Below are 17992 nucleotides of genomic sequence, written 5' to 3' on the forward strand. Positions count from 1 at the left end.
CATAATTTCTCAGGATTTTCATAACTTATTTTTCATATTATCTTGAAAAAGTTAAGTCAGTATCTATATGAAGCACATATTTAATAAGGAGAATTTATGAAGTTTAAACCGTTACATGACAGAGTATTAATCGAAGTTTTAGACAGTAGTGAAAAAACTGCTGGTGGAATAATCATCCCAGATACAGCACAAGAAAAACCTCAAGAAGGAAAAGTAGTTGCTGTTGGTGGTGGAGCTAAAACTGAAGATGGAAAATTAATTCCAATGGATGTTAAAGTTGGTGACAAAGTTTTATTTGGCAAGTGGTCAGGAACTGAAGTCAAAATTGATGGTAAGGAATATAGCATAATGAAAGAGTCAGACATTATGGGTATTTCAGGTAAATAATTTAATTTAAAGGAGAAAGTAAAATGGCAAAAATAATTAAATTTGACGCTGAAGCAAGAGCGGCAATGATGAGAGGTGTCAATATTTTAGCTGATACCGTTAAAGTTACTTTAGGTCCAAAAGGCAGAAATGTTGTAATGGATAAATCTTACGGTGCACCAAGAATTACTAAAGATGGTGTTTCTGTTGCTAAAGAAATTGATCTTGAGGATAAATTTGAAAACATGGGTGCTCAAATGGTTAAAGAAGTTGCTAGCAAAACTAATGAAGAAGCTGGTGATGGTACAACTACTGCAACTATTTTAGCTCAAGCAATTGTAAAAGAAGGTGTTAAATATGTGACCGCTGGCATGAATCCTATGGATGTAAAAAGAGGAATTGATGCAGCAGTAGAAAATGTTAAAGAAAATTTAATTTCTTCAGCAAAGAAAGTTAAAGACAGTGATGAGATTGCTCAAGTAGGTACAATTTCTGCAAATGGTGATAAAGAAATTGGATCTATGATTGCAAAAGCTATGCAAAAAGTTGGTAACGAAGGTGTTATTACTGTTGAAGAAGCAAAAGGAATTGACACTGAACTTGATGTTGTTGAGGGTATGCAGTTTGACAGAGGTTACTTATCTCCATACTTTATTACAAACAGTGATAAAATGACAACTGAGTTAGACAATCCTTACATCTTATTACATGAAAGTAAATTAACTAACTTACAACCAATGGTTCCATTATTAGAAGCTGTTGTACAATCAGGCAGACCTTTAATGATTATTTCTGAGGATGTTGAGGGTGAAGCATTAGCTACTTTAGTTGTAAACAAACTAAGAGGTGGGCTAAAAGTTGTTGCTGTAAAAGCTCCAGGATTTGGTGATAGAAGAAAAGCTATGCTTGAAGATATTGCTATATTAACTGGTGGCCAAGTAATTTCTCAAGATCTTGGAATTAAACTTGAAAATGTTAAACTTGATGACCTTGGATCTTGCAAAAAGATCAAGGTTGATAAAGACAACAGCACAATCGTTAGTGGTAGTGGTAAAAAATCAGATATCGCAGCAAGATGTGATTCAATTAAAAAACAAGTTGAAGAAACTACGTCTGACTATGATAGAGAAAAACTTCAAGAAAGACTTGCTAAATTAGCAGGTGGTGTTGCGGTTATCAAAGTTGGTGGTGCAACTGAAGTTGAAGTTAAAGAAAGAAAAGATAGAGTTGAAGATGCTTTAAATGCAACTAGAGCCGCTGTTGAAGAAGGTATTGTAACAGGTGGTGGTTGTGCTCTTTTATATGCTGCTCAAAACCTTGAGAAAGTAAAAGTAAAAGGTGACGATCAAAAAGCAGGTGTTGAACTTGTGAGAAAAGCACTTGAAGCTCCTATTAGACAAATTACTAAAAATGCTGGTGTAGATGGTTCAGTGGTAGTTGGTAAATTGTTAGAGCAGAAAAAAACATCATATGGTTATGATGCTCAAAACGAAGAGTATTGTGATATGTTTGCAAAAGGGATCATTGACCCAGTTAAGGTCGTGAGAACAGCTCTTCAAGATGCTGCTTCAATCTCTGGATTATTAGTAACTACAGAAGCTATGATTGCTGACAAACCAGAAGAAAAAGATGCTGGTGGTGGAATGCCAGCTGGTATGCCTGGTGGAATGGGCGGCATGGGTGGAATGGGTGGAATGGGAATGTAATACAGTTCCATCTAGAGAACACTCTAGATACAAATACTAAACAAAATTAGAACCCTCAGAAAGAAATTTTTGGGGGTTTTTTTTACTTAATCTTTTTGTGAACTATTTTATTCCAATTGTATCCATAATGAACTGAATTGATTACAATTATTTTAGAATTATCAAGATCAATAACTATTTGCTGTCCACCATAACCATCCATACCTAATATATTTCGATTTTTTCCACCAACCATATTAAGATGAAACTGCCCACCATAACTTCTGGTGTAATTATCAATTTGGGTTTTCTTATATTCTTTTTTATTTTTATTAATTTTTCTTTCATTTAAAGTTTTTAAGTATTTGCCAACACAGGTATCATTCTGCCAATCATCCATTATTGCTTTTGCCACTCTTAAATAATCATATCGAGTTAAGAAAAAAGTGTATCTAGCATCGTTTGTATTCCATCCTCTTTCTCTAGTATAGACAAACCAAACATCATTTTCTATTTTTGCTTTATCTTGAAAAATATTATTCATCAAATTTTTAAAGTCATCACCTGTTTTGTGAATAACATAATTAAAAATGATATTTGTATTTAACCCATGATAATTATATTTCTTACTAGATTTTTCAGTTCCTTGAAGTTCAGTTTTAGCAAATGATTCAATCGAATGACTATTAAACCATCTGCCAGATTTCTTTAAACCATCTCTTTCAGTTACATGGTTTTGGTCTCCAGCGCTCATATTCAATATATCAATTAATTTTTGATCCTCATAAAGGGTATTTTTAATGACTTCCCAATCGTTTAATCGACTATCAACACTATTAATGTAACCTCCACAAATTGCATGACCCGTAATATACGATACAAAACTTTTACCTACAGAGTGAGAAACCCACTGCGTATCGTTTTGAAAAACAATTCCAAATTTATCTTTAGGTGTTATTTCATCAATAATTATTTTATCATCTTCAAATGATAAATAACTAAGTAGTGGAGATTTTTTCCTTGTAATTTCTTTTTTTACATCCTTGTCTTCAATTAAATTGCTTTCAAATTTGTAAGGATTTTTAGAAGGTGAGATTAAAAATTTTTTATTACTTTTGTAATCTTCAATATAATCGAATGCATAAAATAATAAAGTATCATCATTAGGTCTTGCTTTATGAGGGATTTCTGTGCCTCTATCAGTGTAAATGTTTATGTCTAATTTATTTTTATATTTAGTTTGATCACAGTTATTATAATACCAATTAGTGTCACCTTTATCAAAAGATTTACATTTTTCACTTTCAATTTTTTCTAAATATTGTGAGTGACCATTTTTTGATAACCAATTATTAAAGTTACCAATCATTCTTTCAATATTTATATTTTTATTTGTTGGTGGACCTGCATAGGAATTAACAATGCTTATAAAAAGAAATAAAAGTAAGTATTTTTTCATTTCACATCTTTAACCTAACTTTAAAATGAAGTCATCTTTTGAGTTCCTTTTAAAAATGACCTTTAAAGTAATGAACAAAGTAATGAACAATCTTAAAAAACTAAGTAATTCAATGGTTATTCAATCAGCGAATGAGAATGTAATCCCACTCTTTCTAAACAAAAATTCAAAAAGGGCAGTCTTTACTGCCCTTTTTTTTTATTTATAATATTTTTAAAGTATCTTAAAAAAAAATTGTTAATAAAAAGTTTATTATTTTTTTAACATCATTATTAATTTTTCCACTACCAACAATGGCACACGATATTATGGGCAAGATTGGATTTTATGATGGTCTTTCCCATCCTGTTTTAGGATTGGATCATCTACTTGCCATGATAAGTGTTGGAATAATATCTGCTCAGATCGGTGGTAAAGCTATTAGGATTGTACCTTCCATTTTTTTAATTTTAATGACAGTTGGAGGTTTGTTTGGTTTTTCATTAATTGTTAAAGAATTTTATTTTGTAGAAATTGGAATTGTTTTTTCTGTAATTCTTTTAGGGATAGGAATTAGTATTGAAAATAAAATCCCAACTAAAATAATAATGATTTTTGTAGCAACTTTTGGCTTATTTCATGGAATTGCTCATGGATTAGAAGTACCTGCGGCTGCTAATCCTATTTTATTTGTTTTAGGTTTTATTATTGGAACAATAACACTACATTTATTAGGTGTCTTAATTGGTCACTTATCAATTAAAAATAACATGTCTTTAATTTTACTACGATTAACAGGGGTATCTTTTGCTGTTTATGGAATTTATCTACTTAATGAAATATTTTAAAAGTATTTGATATTATCTTTAAATAACTGATATAATTTTTAAATGTCAAAAAGATATAGCGGAAAATCATTTAAGGACTCTAGTGTTAGTAAAAAACCAAAATTGAGTCTGAAAGAAAAAAGAAAGCAAAAAAAAGAAAAAACTAAAAAATCTTAAGTTTAACTTCTTTTTTTGCTATGTTTTTTAAAGCTAAAGTTTTTAGGTCTGCTATTTCTACTTTTAAATTTTTTCTTTCCTTTAAAACCAAAGCTTTTATTTTCTGGTTCTGAAGATGTATTTTCTAAGGATTTTCTTTCAAGATATTTTGGATTGTTTGTAAAACCATTTGGTTTTGATTTATTTTTTTTAGTAAAACTTGATTTTCCTTTAAAACCAAAACTTTTTTTCTCTCCATCTCTAGATGGCTTATCTCTAAAACTTGATTTTCCTTTAAAACCAAAACTTTTTTTCTCTCCATCTCTAGATGGCTTATCTCTAAAACTTGATTTTCCTTTAAAACCAAAACTTTTTTTCTCTCCATCTCTAGATGGCTTATCTCTAAAACTTGATTTTCCTTTAAAACCAAAACTTTTTTTCTCTCCATCTCTAGATGGCTTATCTCTAAAACTTGATTTTCCTTTAAAACCAAAACTTTTTTTCTCTCCATCTCTAGATGGCTTATCTCTAAAACTTGATTTTCCTTTAAAACCAAAACTTTTTTTCTCTCCATCTCTAGATGGTTTATCTGATCTACTTTTACCATAAGATTTTGGCTTATCTCTAAAACTTGAAGATCTGTCCTGTTTACCTTTTCCAAAAGATCTTTTTTCATCTCGAGCTTTTCTTTTTTTATTATTCGGCCCCTTACCTCTTCTTTTATTTTTTGAGTCTCTTCTTAAGCCACTAGGTGCTGGTTTGAAATTTGGATCAATTAACTTATTTATAGAATTCCACATCGATCTATCATCAGGTGTTAAAAAAGTTAAGGCAGATCCTTCAGATCCTGCTCTAGCAGTCCTTCCGATTCTATGAACATAATCCTCTGGAACTTGAGGTAGATCATAATTAATCACGTGTTGAATTAGAGGGATATCCAACCCTCTAGCAGCCACATCTGTTGCAATTAAAATTCTCTTCAATCCTTTTCTAAAAGAATTAATAACACGATCTCTTTTGCTTTGACGAAGGTCTCCATGAATAGCATCAGCTGAATGCCCCTCTTCTTTAAGTTTTTTAACCATCTTATCGGCACCTCTTTTGGTCTTAACAAAAACTAAGATAGAGCCTTTTCTGGCTAAAAATTGATCAATTAATTCATCGTACTTATTTTCTTTAAAAACTTGAAGAGTTTCTTGTTTGATTTTTGCAATTGGAACAGAAGTTGCTCCTGTTGAAATTCTTTCAGGTTTGTTTAAATATCTATCTGAAATTCTTAAAATATTTTGAGGTAAAGTTGCTGAAAATAATAATGTTTGATGATCTTTTGGAACAAATTTTAAAATCATCTCAATTTGTGGGGTAAACCCCATATCTAACATTCTATCAGTTTCATCTAAAACTAAATACTTTGTAGCTGATAAGTTTAAGCTTTTTCTTTTTAGATGATCATTAATTCTTCCTGGAGTTCCAACTATTATTCTAGATCTATTACCTAGTTGTCTAAGCTGTTTTTGCATCGACTCACCGCCAATGAGTAAGGCTGATTTAATATTTATTTTATCACTTATAATGCTTTTAATTGCCTCCATTACTTGTGTTGCAAGCTCTCTTGTTGGACACATAACTAGAGCAAAAGCATTTTTGTCTAAAATCAATTTGTTAATTAAAGGGATACTAAAAGCTAAAGTTTTACCTGTTCCAGTTTGTGCTGTTCCTAAAATATCTTTTCCCTCTAAGGCCACAGGTATTGCCATGGCCTGAATAGGTGTCGGCTTTGTAAAATTCATTTTTTGTAACGAATTTTTTAATGAATCTTCTATTTTAAGTAATTTAAAATTTTCCATTTAATGATTTAGAAGTGTTGATCTTGATTCTGTGTTCCTTCTAATTTTATTGCGATATCTATATGTTTTTAAAACAATCACAAGAAATGAATTCTTCATTAAAGTCTATTTACTAAGTAATTAGTGTCTTTTTTTAAGTTTTCAAATCAAAGAATTAATGTATAAGAGCCACAATTTATGAGCAATAACATCAGAAACATCACCATCATTGCGCACGTTGACCATGGCAAAACTACCATGATTGATAATCTTATGAAACAAAGTGGTTCATTTAGAGATAACGAAGTTGTTGATGAAAGATTGATGGACTCTGGTGAGTTAGAAAAAGAGAGAGGAATCACTATTCTAGCCAAACCAGCATCAATTAATTGGCAAGATTCTAGAGTAAATATTATAGATACTCCTGGTCACAGAGATTTTGCTGCAGAAGTTGAACGTGTACTAAGTATGGCTGATGGCGCGTTACTTCTGATAGACTCTGCAGAAGGTGTAATGCCTCAAACAAAATTTGTATTAGCTAAAGCACTCAAACAAGGATTAAAACCTATCGTCGTAATTAATAAATTAGATAAAGCTGATCAAAGAGCTAATGAAGTATTAGATGAAACTTTTGATTTGTTTGTTAGTTTAGATGCTAATGAAGAACAATTAGATTTCCCAGTTTTATATGCAAGTGGAAGATCAGGCTGGGCAAGCAAAGAGGTTGATGGTCCCAGAGAAAATCTTCACCCACTATTAGATCTAATAATTGAACACGTTGAACCAGCTAAATTAGATAAAACAAAACCTTTTGCTATGCTATCTACTTTGCTTTATGCAGACAGTTTTTTAGGAAGAAGTTTGGTTGGAAGAATATCTCAAGGAACTGCAAAAGCTAATCAACCTATCAAAGCAATTAACCTTAAAGGTGAAAAAGTTGACGAAGGTAAACTAACAAAAATTTTTAGATACGAAGGGACTAAAAAAGTTCCCATTGAAATAGGTGAAGCAGGTGACATTGTAGTTATTGCAGGTTTAGAAAAAGCAAACGTGGCAGATACCATTTGTGATCCTGAATTAAATGACCCAATTCCTGCAACTCCAATAGATCCCCCTACCATGTCTATTACGATAAGTGTGAACAGTTCACCTTTGGCTGGAACTGAAGGAAAAAAACTTACAAGTACACAAATTAGAGATAGATTAGTTTCAGAAGCCCAGAACAATGTTGGTATTACTTTTTCTCAAAATGAAAATGTAGACTCGTTTGTAATAAGTGGTCGAGGTGAATTAATGCTTGAAATTTTACTTACACAAATGAGACGTGAAGGATTTGAGATGACCGTAAGTCCTCCAAAAGTACTGTATCAAAAAGATGAGGCTGGTAATAAGCTTGAACCTATTGAGGAAATCACTGTTGATCTTGACGAAGAATATTCTTCAAAAATAATTGACTCTATGAATAGAAGAAAAGGTAAACTTTTAGATTTAAAAGATACTGGGAAAGATAAAAAAAGATTAGTGTTTCATGCACCAACAAGAGGCTTAATGGGTTACACAAGTAGATTTTTGACTTTAACAAAAGGAACCGGTGTAATTAATAGAATTTTTCATGGATATGGAAAGTTTGAAGGTGAAATGGATGGTAGAAAGAATGGTGCTCTAATTTCAATGTCCACTGGAAAAGCTGTAGCGTTTGCAATATTTAACCTTCAGGCTAGAGGTGAAATGTTTGTAACTCATAATGACCCTGTTTATGAGGGAATGATTGTGGGATTAACTCCAAAACCTGGTGATATGATTATAAATGTTATGAAGGGTAAACAATTAACTAACATGAGAACTCAAGGTACAGATGAAAATGTTGTACTAACTCCGGTAAGACAGATGTCAATTGCTGAACAATTAAGTATGCTAAATACTGATGAAGCTCTTGAAATTACACCAAAATCCTTAAGATTAAGAAAAGCTATTCTTAATCCTCATGACAGAAAAAGAAGTGAGAAGTCTGGAACTGCTGCTTAATTAAATAGTTTATTAACTAAAAATAATCCTAAAGCAACACAAGGTCCAATTCCAAACGCAAACAATAGAGTTCCAATACCAACTGTACCACCTAAATACCAGCCAATTGACATAACTGTTATTTCAAGAGCGGCTCTAACTAAAGCTATAGGTAGGTTTGTTTTTTGTTGAAGACCAATCATCAATCCATCTCTTGGACCTGCTCCTAAGTTTGCAACTAAATAAATTCCTCCTCCAATCCCAACTGTCAACACAGCAAAAGCACCTAACAATATTTGAGAAATATAATTTTCTGGAGTTTGAAAATATCTAATACAAACATCAATCATCAGTCCAATTATTAATGCATTTAAAATAGTTCCAATTCCAGGCTTCTGATTTAATGGAAACCAAAATAACAAAACAATAAAACTAATAAAAATAGTTATGACACCAACAGAAAAACCAAAATTTAAATATAAACCCTGAGCCAATACAGACCATGGAGATGCACCCGAAGCAGAAACAATTAACAAGCCTTCACCTAAACCAAACAAAGTTAGTCCAAAACAAAGAAAAAAAGACGTAGATATCTTTGGTTTTAAATTAAGCGGTTTAACTGAGCTCCATGATACACTTGGAATATTTTTAATTTTTAAAAACATTATTTAATAAATTATTTCTTTTAACTTCAAAGTCTATTAAAATGATATTTTTATGAAAAAATTTTTACTCTTAATTTTTCTTATAATCTATTCGTTTAATAGTAATGCTCATATGGCTCATTACAATAAGTTCAATAAAATAGAAATGGAAATTTTAAGGGATGGTGAAGTTATTGGCTACAATTACTATTTTTTTAAAAAAGATTTAGATAATACAACTGTCACCAATCAAATAAAATTTACTGTTAAATTATTTGGAGCAACTATTTTTGAAATTGAAAGTTTTGGAGAGGAAAAATATACTAAAGATAAATTGATTTCTTTTAACTCAAAGACACGTCAAAATGAAAAAGATAAATATGTTCAATTAAGCTTAAATGAAAAAGAAAATAGATACGATATTAAAGGCTCATCATTTATAGGCAGCGCATCAATAGATAGTGTAATTGGAAATTGGTGGAGTCACAAAATTCTACAAACAAACTTTCAAATAAGTCCAGTTTCTGGAAGCATTAAAGAACAAATAGTCACTTTTATTGGTAAAGAAAAAATTAAATTATATGGAAATATGTATGAAGTAGAGCACTTTAAATTAACTTCAAAAGACATGTCTATTCCCAAAGATAAGAGATTAAATTTTGATATTTGGTTTGATAAAAAAAATGCTTTAATTCTTAAAGTTGCCTATTCTCGAATGGGAAATTGGGAATATAAAGTTAAAAAATTTGAATAAATTTATTTAACAATTTTTTTGTAAAGATCATTAGCACTTATCCAGCCTGCTTCGAGTCTTGGTCCCGCAAACCAATCTGCACATACCCCTAGATTTAATGAAGAATTCCAATAACTTTTTATATTTAGAGGATTTGAATTTGATGAATACTTCCATCCATGATTAAGGGAAAATAATACTTTAGTTTTTTTAATACCTGTGAGCTTAAAAAAATGATTAATAAGAATTTTAGAATTTATATTTTTGTTTTCTCTATTTTTATTGATCATCTTATTTGCCCAATTGTGAGTACTTTGTAAAGTCCATAAATCTTGATTACTTTTAAATCTCTTTTTACTATTTTCTTTTGCTGCCCAACCCAAAATCTCATCATCAAATAAATAGCTACTCACATTTTTACTCGTTTTTTTTATTACTAGCATAACTGTAATATTAGCATCCATTTTAACTTTCGTTTTGATGAATGGAGCTTTTATAAATTTTTTTGACAACTTTGATAATTGAGCAAATGGAAAAGTTAAAATTAGGTTTTCATAAATTTTTTTATTTCCATCAGAAAAAGTAAGAACCCATTTTTTTTCCTTATAGTCAATTTTTTTTAATTCTTTTTGAAAATAACATTGGATATTTTTTAAAAGATATTTGCTAATATCGTTATTTCCCTTTTTACCTATAATTTTTAAATGATTTTTATTTTCTTTTTTAACTTTATTTAGAAATAGATGATTGCCACCCCATTTTTTTAAAATTTTTTTTTTTACCAAAATGTTGATAAATTTTTTAAAAGCTGAGCTTTTAGGTGAAATATATTGTGTACCATGATCAAATCCTTTTGTTTTATTTAATCTTTTAAAAGAAGACCTACCACCTGGCCCTCTGGCTTTATCAAATAAATCAACAGAATATTTTCTACTTAAAAGGTTAGCAATAGTTGCACCCGATATTCCTGAGCCAATTACACAATATTTGTTCATTTACCAGCAACGGTCATATCATCAATCATCATGGTAGGTGAATTAACTGAGTATTTAAATTCTAAATCATTTGCCAGTGTAATTTTTTTGAACATTTCATTAAAGTTTCCTGCTATGGTTATTTCATTTACTGGATACTTAAATTCTCCATTCTCAATTAAAAAACCTGTGGCACCTACTGAGTAATCGCCTGTTACAAGATTTGTTCCATGGCCTATAGTTTCAGTTACGTATAAAATTTTAGAATGACTTTTTAGCAAATCATCATAATTGACACTTCCGTTTTCAAAATAAAGATTGGTGCTTCCACCACTTCTTCCATTTGATTTTAAGTTCAATTTTTTTCCATTGTAGGTATCCACTAAGTAATTATTTAAAACTCCATCATTTACTAATTTTAATGTATCTGTTTTAACTCCTTCAGAATCAAAACACTTTGAACCCATACCCTTAATTAGATCAGGTTTATCAATAACATTAATTGAATTTGAAAAAATTGGTTGGTTTAATTTGTCTTTAAGGAACGATGTTCCCCTTGCTATAGAAGAAGCTGAAATAGCTCCTGCAAAAGAGCCAAGAAATCCTTTTGAAATTCTTCTATCAAAAATAATACTTAGTTTATTACTACCAATTTTTTTAGGATTAAGTTTTTTTATAGTTTGCTCAGCCGCATTTCTTCCAAGCTCAGATGGATTAGAAATATCATTTAAGTGACATTTACTTGTAAATTCATAATCTCTTTCCATACTATTTTCATTTTTTGCGACAGTAACGCAAGAAGCAGTAAATGAAGATGATTTATACCCATTACAAAAACCATCGCTATTAGCTAAAATAAAGTTTGATTTATTTTCTGTAAAACCTGACTCTGTATTTATAATTTTTTTATCAATTGAAGCTATTTCTTCTAACTCTTTCAGATAATCTATTTTTTTATCATTTTCTATATGAGATGGATCATACAAATTTAGATCTTTAATATTTTTTGCTAATAATTCTTTATCTGGAAGAGAATTAAATTCATCATCAGGAGTAATTTTTGTAGTTTCACAACATTTTTCGATTAATGTTTTTAAGTTTTCATCTAATAAATTTGAGGAAGATATTGATGATTTTTTTTTACCTAAATAAGTCTCTATGCTTATTGCTAAACTATCAGATCTGTTAGATTCATCTAAAATTTTATTTCTAAAGCTTACTGTCTCAGAAATTGAATTTCCAACATTTACACATACATCTGTTGCTCCAAGTTTTTTGGCTAGATCTATACAGTAGGAGGCCTTTGATTTTAGGTAATCTTCATCTTTGATCATTATATTACAGTTTTGTTCCACCAACAGTCATTTTATCAATTAATATTGAAGGTTGGGCAACTCCAACAGGCACACCTTGACCCGCTTTACCGCAAGTTCCAATACCCGGATCCATCATCATATCGTTTCCAATCATAGATACTTCTTTTAAAATTGAAGGGCCATCTCCTATCAAGGTTGCACCTTTAATTGGTGAGCCAATCTTACCATTAATTATTTCATAAGCTTCAGTGCAATTAAAAACAAATTTACCCGATGTAATGTCTACTTGTCCTCCTCCAAAACTAACTGCAAATATTCCCTTATCAACTGACTTAATCATTTCATCTTGAGTTTGCTTTCCACTCAACATCATTGTGTTTCTCATTCTTGGCAACACAATGTGTTTGTAACTTTCTCTCCTTCCACTACCTGTAGATCTAGTTTTCATTAACCTTGCATTCAATCTGTCTTGCATGAAATTTTTTAAAATCCCATTCTCAATTAAAACTGTTCTTTCTGTAGGAGTTCCTTCATCATCAATAGTTAAACTACCTCTTCTTTTATCAATAGTCCCATCATCAACAATTGTAACTCCTTCGCTGGCAACTTTTTGACCCATCAAATCATGAAATGCAGATGTTTTTTTCCTATTAAAATCGCCCTCTAATCCATGGCCAATAGCCTCATGAATTAATATAGCAGGCCAACCTGGGCCTAAAACAACTTTCATTTCACCTGCAGGGGCTGGTTTACTATCTAAATTAACTGATGCAATTCTTAATGCTTCCTCACAAACATTTTTCCAGTTGTCATTTTTTAAATACTCATCATAAGACTGTCTTCCCCCTATCCCATAAACACCTGTTTCTTTTCTTCCATTTTTTTCAAGCATTACTGAGACGTTAAATCTAATTAAAGGACGAACGTCTGTTAAAGCTTCACCACCGGATCGAATTATTTCAATAGATTTTTGCTCTCCACTAAAACTAGCAGTAACCTGCTTTACAGTTGAATCTTTTTTTCGTAAATAGTCATTTACATTATTTAAAACTTCCAGTTTTGAATCTAACGTTTTTTGCTCGATAGGGTTAATATCATCATAAAATTTATTATTACTTTTTGGTATTTCATGATTATAAGTTCCTTTAATTGATTTAAGAGTAGATTTTAAATTTTTTGCTGAATCGTTTAATGCTTCTTTTGATATTTCATTTGAGTGAGAATAAGCAACTACCTCATCAGAAACTGCTCTGAATCCAAAACCAAGATCAGAACTATAATTTGAGCTTTTAATCTTATTATCATCTAATAGAATTGACTCTGACTTTGAATTTTCAAAATATATTTCTCCATCATTACAATTTCTTAATGTTTCAGATACAATCTCGTCTACATCTTTTCTGGTTAAGTCTGATTTGTCAAAAAAATTGCTCATAGACATTACATAGTTATTTGTATGCAATTTTCAATGGATGATTTTACGCATGTACAATATTTAATCCCAGATGTAATGTATAACAATGAAAGTTTATTTCAATAATTCATGTAAAATTTGTCGATCTGAAATTAATCTATACAAAAAAGAGGGGATTGACGAAATTGATTGGATTGATATTACCAATAATTCAAATGCTGAAAAAGAAACATCTAAAAAAGATAAAGAGCTTTTAAGAAGATTGCATGTTAAAGATGGGAATAGAGTTATTGAGGGAGCAGAAGCTTTTCTTTTTGTTTGGAAAAAAATTCCAAAATATAAATTTTTGTATAAATTCTTTAAGCTTCCAATAATTTTTCAAATTTTTAAATTTACTTATGAAATTATTGCCTATTTTTTATATTTAAAAAATAAAAAACAACTAAATAATTAGCTTGTAAAAAATAATAAAATTTTACTTAACAAAGACATTGAGGCAATAAACATAATCATTACTACAGAATACATTAGGCTAATAATTTTATTTTTTTTTCTTCTTAGTCTTACAAAATCTTTATCATCTAGGTCTGAAATATCTCTGTCGCCAACCACATGATAATCATAACTCCAACGCCATGTAGAATTTCCAAGTCTTGGATCAAAATTATTAAAATATGTTATCCAAGCAAGAATATACCTTAAGATTAGGTACAAAATTACCATTGTAATTGTTCCAAAAAACATAAAAGTTATATTACCTAATTAATTAAGATAATTTAATTGCTATTTTTAGACCTTTTTCTAGCAATAAGCTGTGTAAGAGAGTCAACCATTGTGTCTGATGCTTTAAATATTTCATTATTTTTAAATTCATGAGAAATATTTTTTTCAGGGTTTGTCTTATCTTCGATAACTATTCCCTCATCTGGAGAATTATTTTTAATATAAATTAATAATAACCACTCTTCATCAGAAGACTCATCCCATTTTACAAAAATTTCTCCTGTTTCAAATCTTTTATCGATACATCTAAAAATAGACATGTGCCTTGTGATATGTCTTTTATTTAACTGAAACACTAAACTACTTGCACTTCGATAGAAGCTTTCAAGTGCAAATTCGATTTTTTGCCTTGCTATAGTGTATTCTTTTTCTTTTTGTAAAAGCGTTTCTCTATCTTCATCACCTTGCAATTTAACTCCAAGGGCCTCTACTCTCTCTTTTATTTTTTGGTCTCTAATTATTCTATATTTTTCTTTTAGTTTTTCTATCCGCTGTTGAAGACCAGCATAATCATCTCTTTTTTCTCTAAGAGATATCTTTTCAAGTTTTTCTAATTCTTTAACTTCTCTAATTCTAAATTTTTCGATTTGTTTTTCTAATCTTAATTGTTTTAAAAATTGTTTTTGTTTTTCAGCTTGCTCTATTCTCAATAAAGCTTGTTCTTTTCTAAGGAAAATTTTTATATCCTTCGCTCTTAGTCTGTCTAATTTTACTTCATCTCTTAAAGACTGTTCTTGAAGCTTAATTTTTAATTCTTTTTGTTTTTGTCTTTCATTTTCAAGATTAATTTTTTCCTGTCTTTCGTTTTCTAATTTTTCTAGTTTTAGTCTTCTTGCTTCATCTTTTTTGGCTTCTTTATATTCAAAAATTGTATTAGCTATTTTATCAAAGAAAGCTTGGATATATTTTTCGACACTAAAATTAATTTTAAATTTTATTTGGGGTTTTAAAGAATTTTGAAAATTTATTATTTTCAAAATGAAATTCTGTTTTTTTGATATTCTTTTATTTTTAATTTTTTTTTTTGTTTTATTTTTATTTTGAGTCTTAGTTTTTGACTTTATCTTTTTTACTTTTTTAAAGATAAATTTATTTTTTTTCTTAACTTTTTTTTTTACTTTAGTTTTATTTTTTTTTGATTTTTTTTTTATTTTTTTCATTTCAAAAGATTGTTGCTTCTATCAATAATTTATTGATAAATATAGTCTCTTGTTACTGGAGTAGAAGTATAATTTTTTGTAAGTTGAAATTGATATACAACCTGATCTCCCCACTTAAATGCCATTTCACAACCCGCCAAATAAAACTCCCACATTCTAAAAAACTTTTCATCAAACATTTGAATAATTTTATCTTTGTTTTTATTACAATTTTCTTTCCAATGTCTTAATGTGTGAGAATAATGAAGTCTTAAAACTTCGATATCAGATACAATTAACCCAGCTTTTTCGATTGGAGTGGTCACTTCACTTAAACTTGGAGTGTACCCCCCTGGAAAAATATATTTTGTTATCCATGGATGTGGGTCCCTAGGTGGATTTACTGATCCTATTGTATGAACTAAAGATATCCCATCATCTGCTAGTAATTTATCTAATTGTTTAAAGAATTTCTTATAAAACTTCCTCCCAACATGCTCAAACATTCCAACACTTACGATTCTATCAAATTTTTCATTGAGCTGTCGGTAATCTATTAAATTAAATGTTATCTGGTGTTCTAAATTAAGTTTTTTTGCTTTTTTATTACAATAATTCAATTGATTTTCAGACAGGGTTATCCCTGCAACATTGCAATTAGCTGTTTTAGCAATGTCAATAGCTAAAGACCCCCAGCCACAACCTATATCTAAAACTTTCTGACCTGGTTTTATATTTAATTTTTTAATTATGTGTTTAATTTTATTATTTTGAGCTTCTTCAAGTGTGTCATTCTCATTTTTAAAATATGCACACGAATACTGCCTTTTAGGATCTAAAAATAAATCATAAAGATCGTCTGAAATATCATAATGATGCGATACATTCATTTTAGATTTTTTAATAAAATTAAAGTTAGTTAAGAATCTATAAGATCCCCTCAATCTATTAATTAAATAACTAAAAAAATTAAGCTCATTTCTTCCAAAATTCATTAGAGCTAAATCTAAAAAATCACTTAAACTTCCATTTTCTATAGTTATATCTCCATTGGTGTAGGCTTCACCAAAGTATAAATCTGGCTGAAATAATAATTTATAATGAAGTTTTTTATCTAAAATTTTAACCTTAATAGGCTTATCGCTCTCAGGTAGCCCTATGATATAATTTTTTGAATGGGCATCTTCCAAAATAAAACCATCTTTCTTAAATACACTATTAAGAAACCTAGCTAATTGCATTTCAAGTAGCCATAGTTGATTTGATAGAAAAATTTAATTTTTCTAAACTATCAATTAGCTCCTTTTCTTCATTAGAGTCTAAAATTGATAACGGTGGTAAAATATTTTTATAAATTAAATTATTTTTTGAATAAAAAGCATGGAGTCCAGATATCAAATTATATTTTTCGAATGCGCTTCTAACATCACAAAGTTTTTGATTAACTGTTTGTTCTTTTTTATCAAGAAAGTCATTATAAACTTTTCTTGCTAATGCCGAGGTCACATTACAAGTGGCTGTAATTATTCCAGAGCACCCAAGCTCTAAACCTTTCAATAGTTTAGATTCAGACCCTGGCAAAACTGAAAAATTATCAATTTTTAGATTTTCAAAAAGATTATATGAACTATCTTTAACACCAATAATTTGTTTAGGAAATAATCTTACCAATTCCTTAACGCACTCCACAGTAAACTTGTATCCACACAATTTTTCAAAATTATAAAGCACTATTTCACACTCTGGGTGTGCATCAATAATTTTTGAATAAAAGTTAATAACATCACGATCTGAATATTTATAAAATGCTGGTGGCATAATTAAAAATTTTTTAAAATTCAAAGACCTGGCTACGCTCATCAAATTTATAGTTTCACTTAAAGAATTTAAACCAGTTCCAATTATATATTTTTCTTTATATTTACTTGTGGACAATTGATTGAATAAATTTATCTTCTCACTAATTGATATCAACTGAGCTTGTCCTGTGCTGCCAAAAATTGCAGCTCCATGACAACCTTGGTCGATAATCATCTCAGCATGCTGAATTGTTTTTTTAACATCTAAAGTTAAATCATCATTAATAATAGACATTGAGGCTGCGTATATACCGTTGATTTTGCTCATAAGTAAAATTTATATAAAAAAAAAATTTAGTAAAGACCTAATCAATTAAGATAAATCTTTTAAAACGATCTCTTTTGCTTCATTAACTATTGATGAAAGCCTTGAAGTTTCGGGTGAGATATCAGGATGAATTTTTTTTTGTATTTTAATACATGCTTTATTTACAATTTCTTTTGTAATTTTTTCAGAAGGGTTAAGATTTAATATTTTGTATGCCTCTGAAGTAGTCATTGTGTTGGGATTAGATACGACATTATTATTGAATGAAAATCTTCCTGAATTTCTCAGTGTTTGAATTAATCTAAACAGTGAAATAATTTGAAAAAAAGATAAACCTTTTAGTTTTAATAAAGCTAAACTTGCAAGCGTTATAGGTAAAGTTAATAAAAATTTGCCTGCGACGGCAAACAAAATTGCAATGGCTATTAAGCCAATAAACAATAATATTCTAAGACTTTGTGATATTTTTTTTGAATTTATAGCGGCAAAAAACCTTAATAAAAAATATAAAGCTATTAAAATTAATACTGTATAAATTATTATATTCATATATTTCCTTA

17 protein-coding genes are annotated in these 17992 nt (G+C 29.5%); 6 read left to right on the forward strand and 11 right to left on the reverse strand.

Annotated elements, in window-relative coordinates; genetic code table 11:
* The first annotated feature begins 96 nt into the window (after window positions 1-96).
* Together groES and groL are read left to right on the forward strand one after the other, a co-directional pair.
* Window positions 97-387, forward strand: a complete 291-nt coding sequence (groES, locus tag AC5SLZ_RS05905) for a co-chaperone GroES (RefSeq protein WP_008546060.1) — start codon at window positions 97-99, stop codon at window positions 385-387.
* A 23-nt stretch (window positions 388-410) separates the two neighbouring features.
* Window positions 411-2072, forward strand: coding sequence for a chaperonin GroEL (gene groL, locus AC5SLZ_RS05910; protein WP_494615371.1), 1662 nt, complete (start codon window positions 411-413; stop codon window positions 2070-2072).
* An 82-nt stretch (window positions 2073-2154) separates the two neighbouring features.
* Here the strand turns inward: groL and AC5SLZ_RS05915 are convergent, their stop codons facing one another.
* Window positions 2155-3510 (reverse strand): hypothetical protein, encoded by a 1356-nt coding sequence (locus tag AC5SLZ_RS05915; protein WP_494615372.1) that lies wholly within the window; start codon window positions 3508-3510, stop codon window positions 2155-2157.
* Between the two features lie 293 nt (window positions 3511-3803).
* Between AC5SLZ_RS05915 and AC5SLZ_RS05920 the strand changes: the two genes are divergently transcribed.
* Window positions 3804-4337 (forward strand): HupE/UreJ family protein, encoded by a 534-nt coding sequence (locus AC5SLZ_RS05920; RefSeq protein ID WP_494615374.1) that lies wholly within the window; start codon window positions 3804-3806, stop codon window positions 4335-4337.
* 158 nt (window positions 4338-4495) lie between these two features.
* On the opposite strand, the gene AC5SLZ_RS05925 is transcribed toward AC5SLZ_RS05920, so the two are convergent.
* Window positions 4496-6319, reverse strand: a complete 1824-nt coding sequence (locus AC5SLZ_RS05925; protein WP_494615375.1) for a DEAD/DEAH box helicase — start codon at window positions 6317-6319, stop codon at window positions 4496-4498.
* Window positions 6320-6496: 177 nt separating this feature from the next.
* Here AC5SLZ_RS05925 and typA point away from each other — a divergent pair, with 177 nt between their 5' ends.
* Window positions 6497-8323, forward strand: a complete 1827-nt coding sequence (typA, locus tag AC5SLZ_RS05930) for a translational GTPase TypA (RefSeq protein ID WP_028035926.1) — start codon at window positions 6497-6499, stop codon at window positions 8321-8323.
* Here the strand turns inward: typA and yczE are convergent.
* Window positions 8320-8967, reverse strand: coding sequence for a membrane protein YczE (gene yczE / locus AC5SLZ_RS05935; protein ID WP_494615377.1), 648 nt, complete (start codon window positions 8965-8967; stop codon window positions 8320-8322). The two genes, typA and yczE, sit on opposite strands and share 4 nt — an antisense overlap.
* Before the next feature lie 145 nt (window positions 8968-9112).
* On the opposite strand from yczE, the gene AC5SLZ_RS05940 reads away from it, so the two are divergent.
* The gene (locus AC5SLZ_RS05940; RefSeq protein ID WP_494615378.1) at window positions 9113-9700 is read left to right on the forward strand and encodes a DUF6134 family protein; all 588 of its coding nucleotides are present in this window, start codon (window positions 9113-9115) and stop codon (window positions 9698-9700) included.
* Window positions 9701-9702: 2 nt separating this feature from the next.
* Here the strand turns inward: AC5SLZ_RS05940 and AC5SLZ_RS05945 are convergent, their stop codons facing one another.
* From AC5SLZ_RS05945 to tldD, 3 genes are read right to left on the reverse strand one after another with little or no spacing between them, the layout of a single operon-like run.
* A complete protein-coding gene (locus AC5SLZ_RS05945; protein WP_494615379.1) occupies window positions 9703-10674 on the reverse strand; it encodes an NAD(P)-binding protein in 972 nt (323 codons plus the stop codon).
* Entirely contained in the window at window positions 10671-11987 is a 1317-nt protein-coding gene (locus AC5SLZ_RS05950; RefSeq protein WP_494615380.1) for a TldD/PmbA family protein, read from the reverse strand. Before AC5SLZ_RS05950 ends, AC5SLZ_RS05945 begins: the two co-directional genes overlap by 4 nt.
* A 4-nt stretch (window positions 11988-11991) precedes the next feature.
* A complete protein-coding gene (gene tldD / locus AC5SLZ_RS05955) occupies window positions 11992-13404 on the reverse strand; it encodes a metalloprotease TldD (RefSeq protein WP_028035931.1) in 1413 nt (470 codons plus the stop codon).
* Window positions 13405-13489: 85 nt separating this feature from the next.
* On the opposite strand from tldD, the gene AC5SLZ_RS05960 reads away from it, so the two are divergent.
* The gene (locus tag AC5SLZ_RS05960) at window positions 13490-13837 is read left to right on the forward strand and encodes a thiol-disulfide oxidoreductase DCC family protein (RefSeq protein ID WP_028035932.1); all 348 of its coding nucleotides are present in this window, start codon (window positions 13490-13492) and stop codon (window positions 13835-13837) included.
* On the opposite strand, the gene AC5SLZ_RS05965 is transcribed toward AC5SLZ_RS05960, so the two are convergent.
* The 5 genes from AC5SLZ_RS05965 to AC5SLZ_RS05985 are packed head-to-tail and all read right to left on the reverse strand — an operon-like array spanning window position 13834 to window position 17981.
* On the reverse strand, window positions 13834-14127 hold the full coding sequence (locus AC5SLZ_RS05965; protein WP_494615382.1) for a hypothetical protein: 294 nt from the start codon (window positions 14125-14127) through the stop codon (window positions 13834-13836). The two genes, AC5SLZ_RS05960 and AC5SLZ_RS05965, sit on opposite strands and share 4 nt — an antisense overlap.
* A 32-nt stretch (window positions 14128-14159) precedes the next feature.
* Window positions 14160-15326: a hypothetical protein gene (locus AC5SLZ_RS05970; RefSeq protein ID WP_494615383.1), complete on the reverse strand. Its 1167-nt coding sequence runs from the start codon at window positions 15324-15326 to the stop codon at window positions 14160-14162.
* A 29-nt stretch (window positions 15327-15355) separates the two neighbouring features.
* A complete protein-coding gene (locus AC5SLZ_RS05975; protein WP_494615384.1) occupies window positions 15356-16546 on the reverse strand; it encodes a class I SAM-dependent methyltransferase in 1191 nt (396 codons plus the stop codon).
* A gap of 1 nt (window position 16547) precedes the next feature.
* Window positions 16548-17432, reverse strand: a complete 885-nt coding sequence (locus AC5SLZ_RS05980; protein WP_494615386.1) for a dihydrodipicolinate synthase family protein — start codon at window positions 17430-17432, stop codon at window positions 16548-16550.
* Between the two features lie 45 nt (window positions 17433-17477).
* On the reverse strand, window positions 17478-17981 hold the full coding sequence (locus tag AC5SLZ_RS05985) for a J domain-containing protein (RefSeq protein WP_494615387.1): 504 nt from the start codon (window positions 17979-17981) through the stop codon (window positions 17478-17480).
* Between the last annotated feature and the right edge of the window lie 11 nt (window positions 17982-17992).

Source organism: Candidatus Pelagibacter sp. PS_06, from assembly GCF_059418045.1.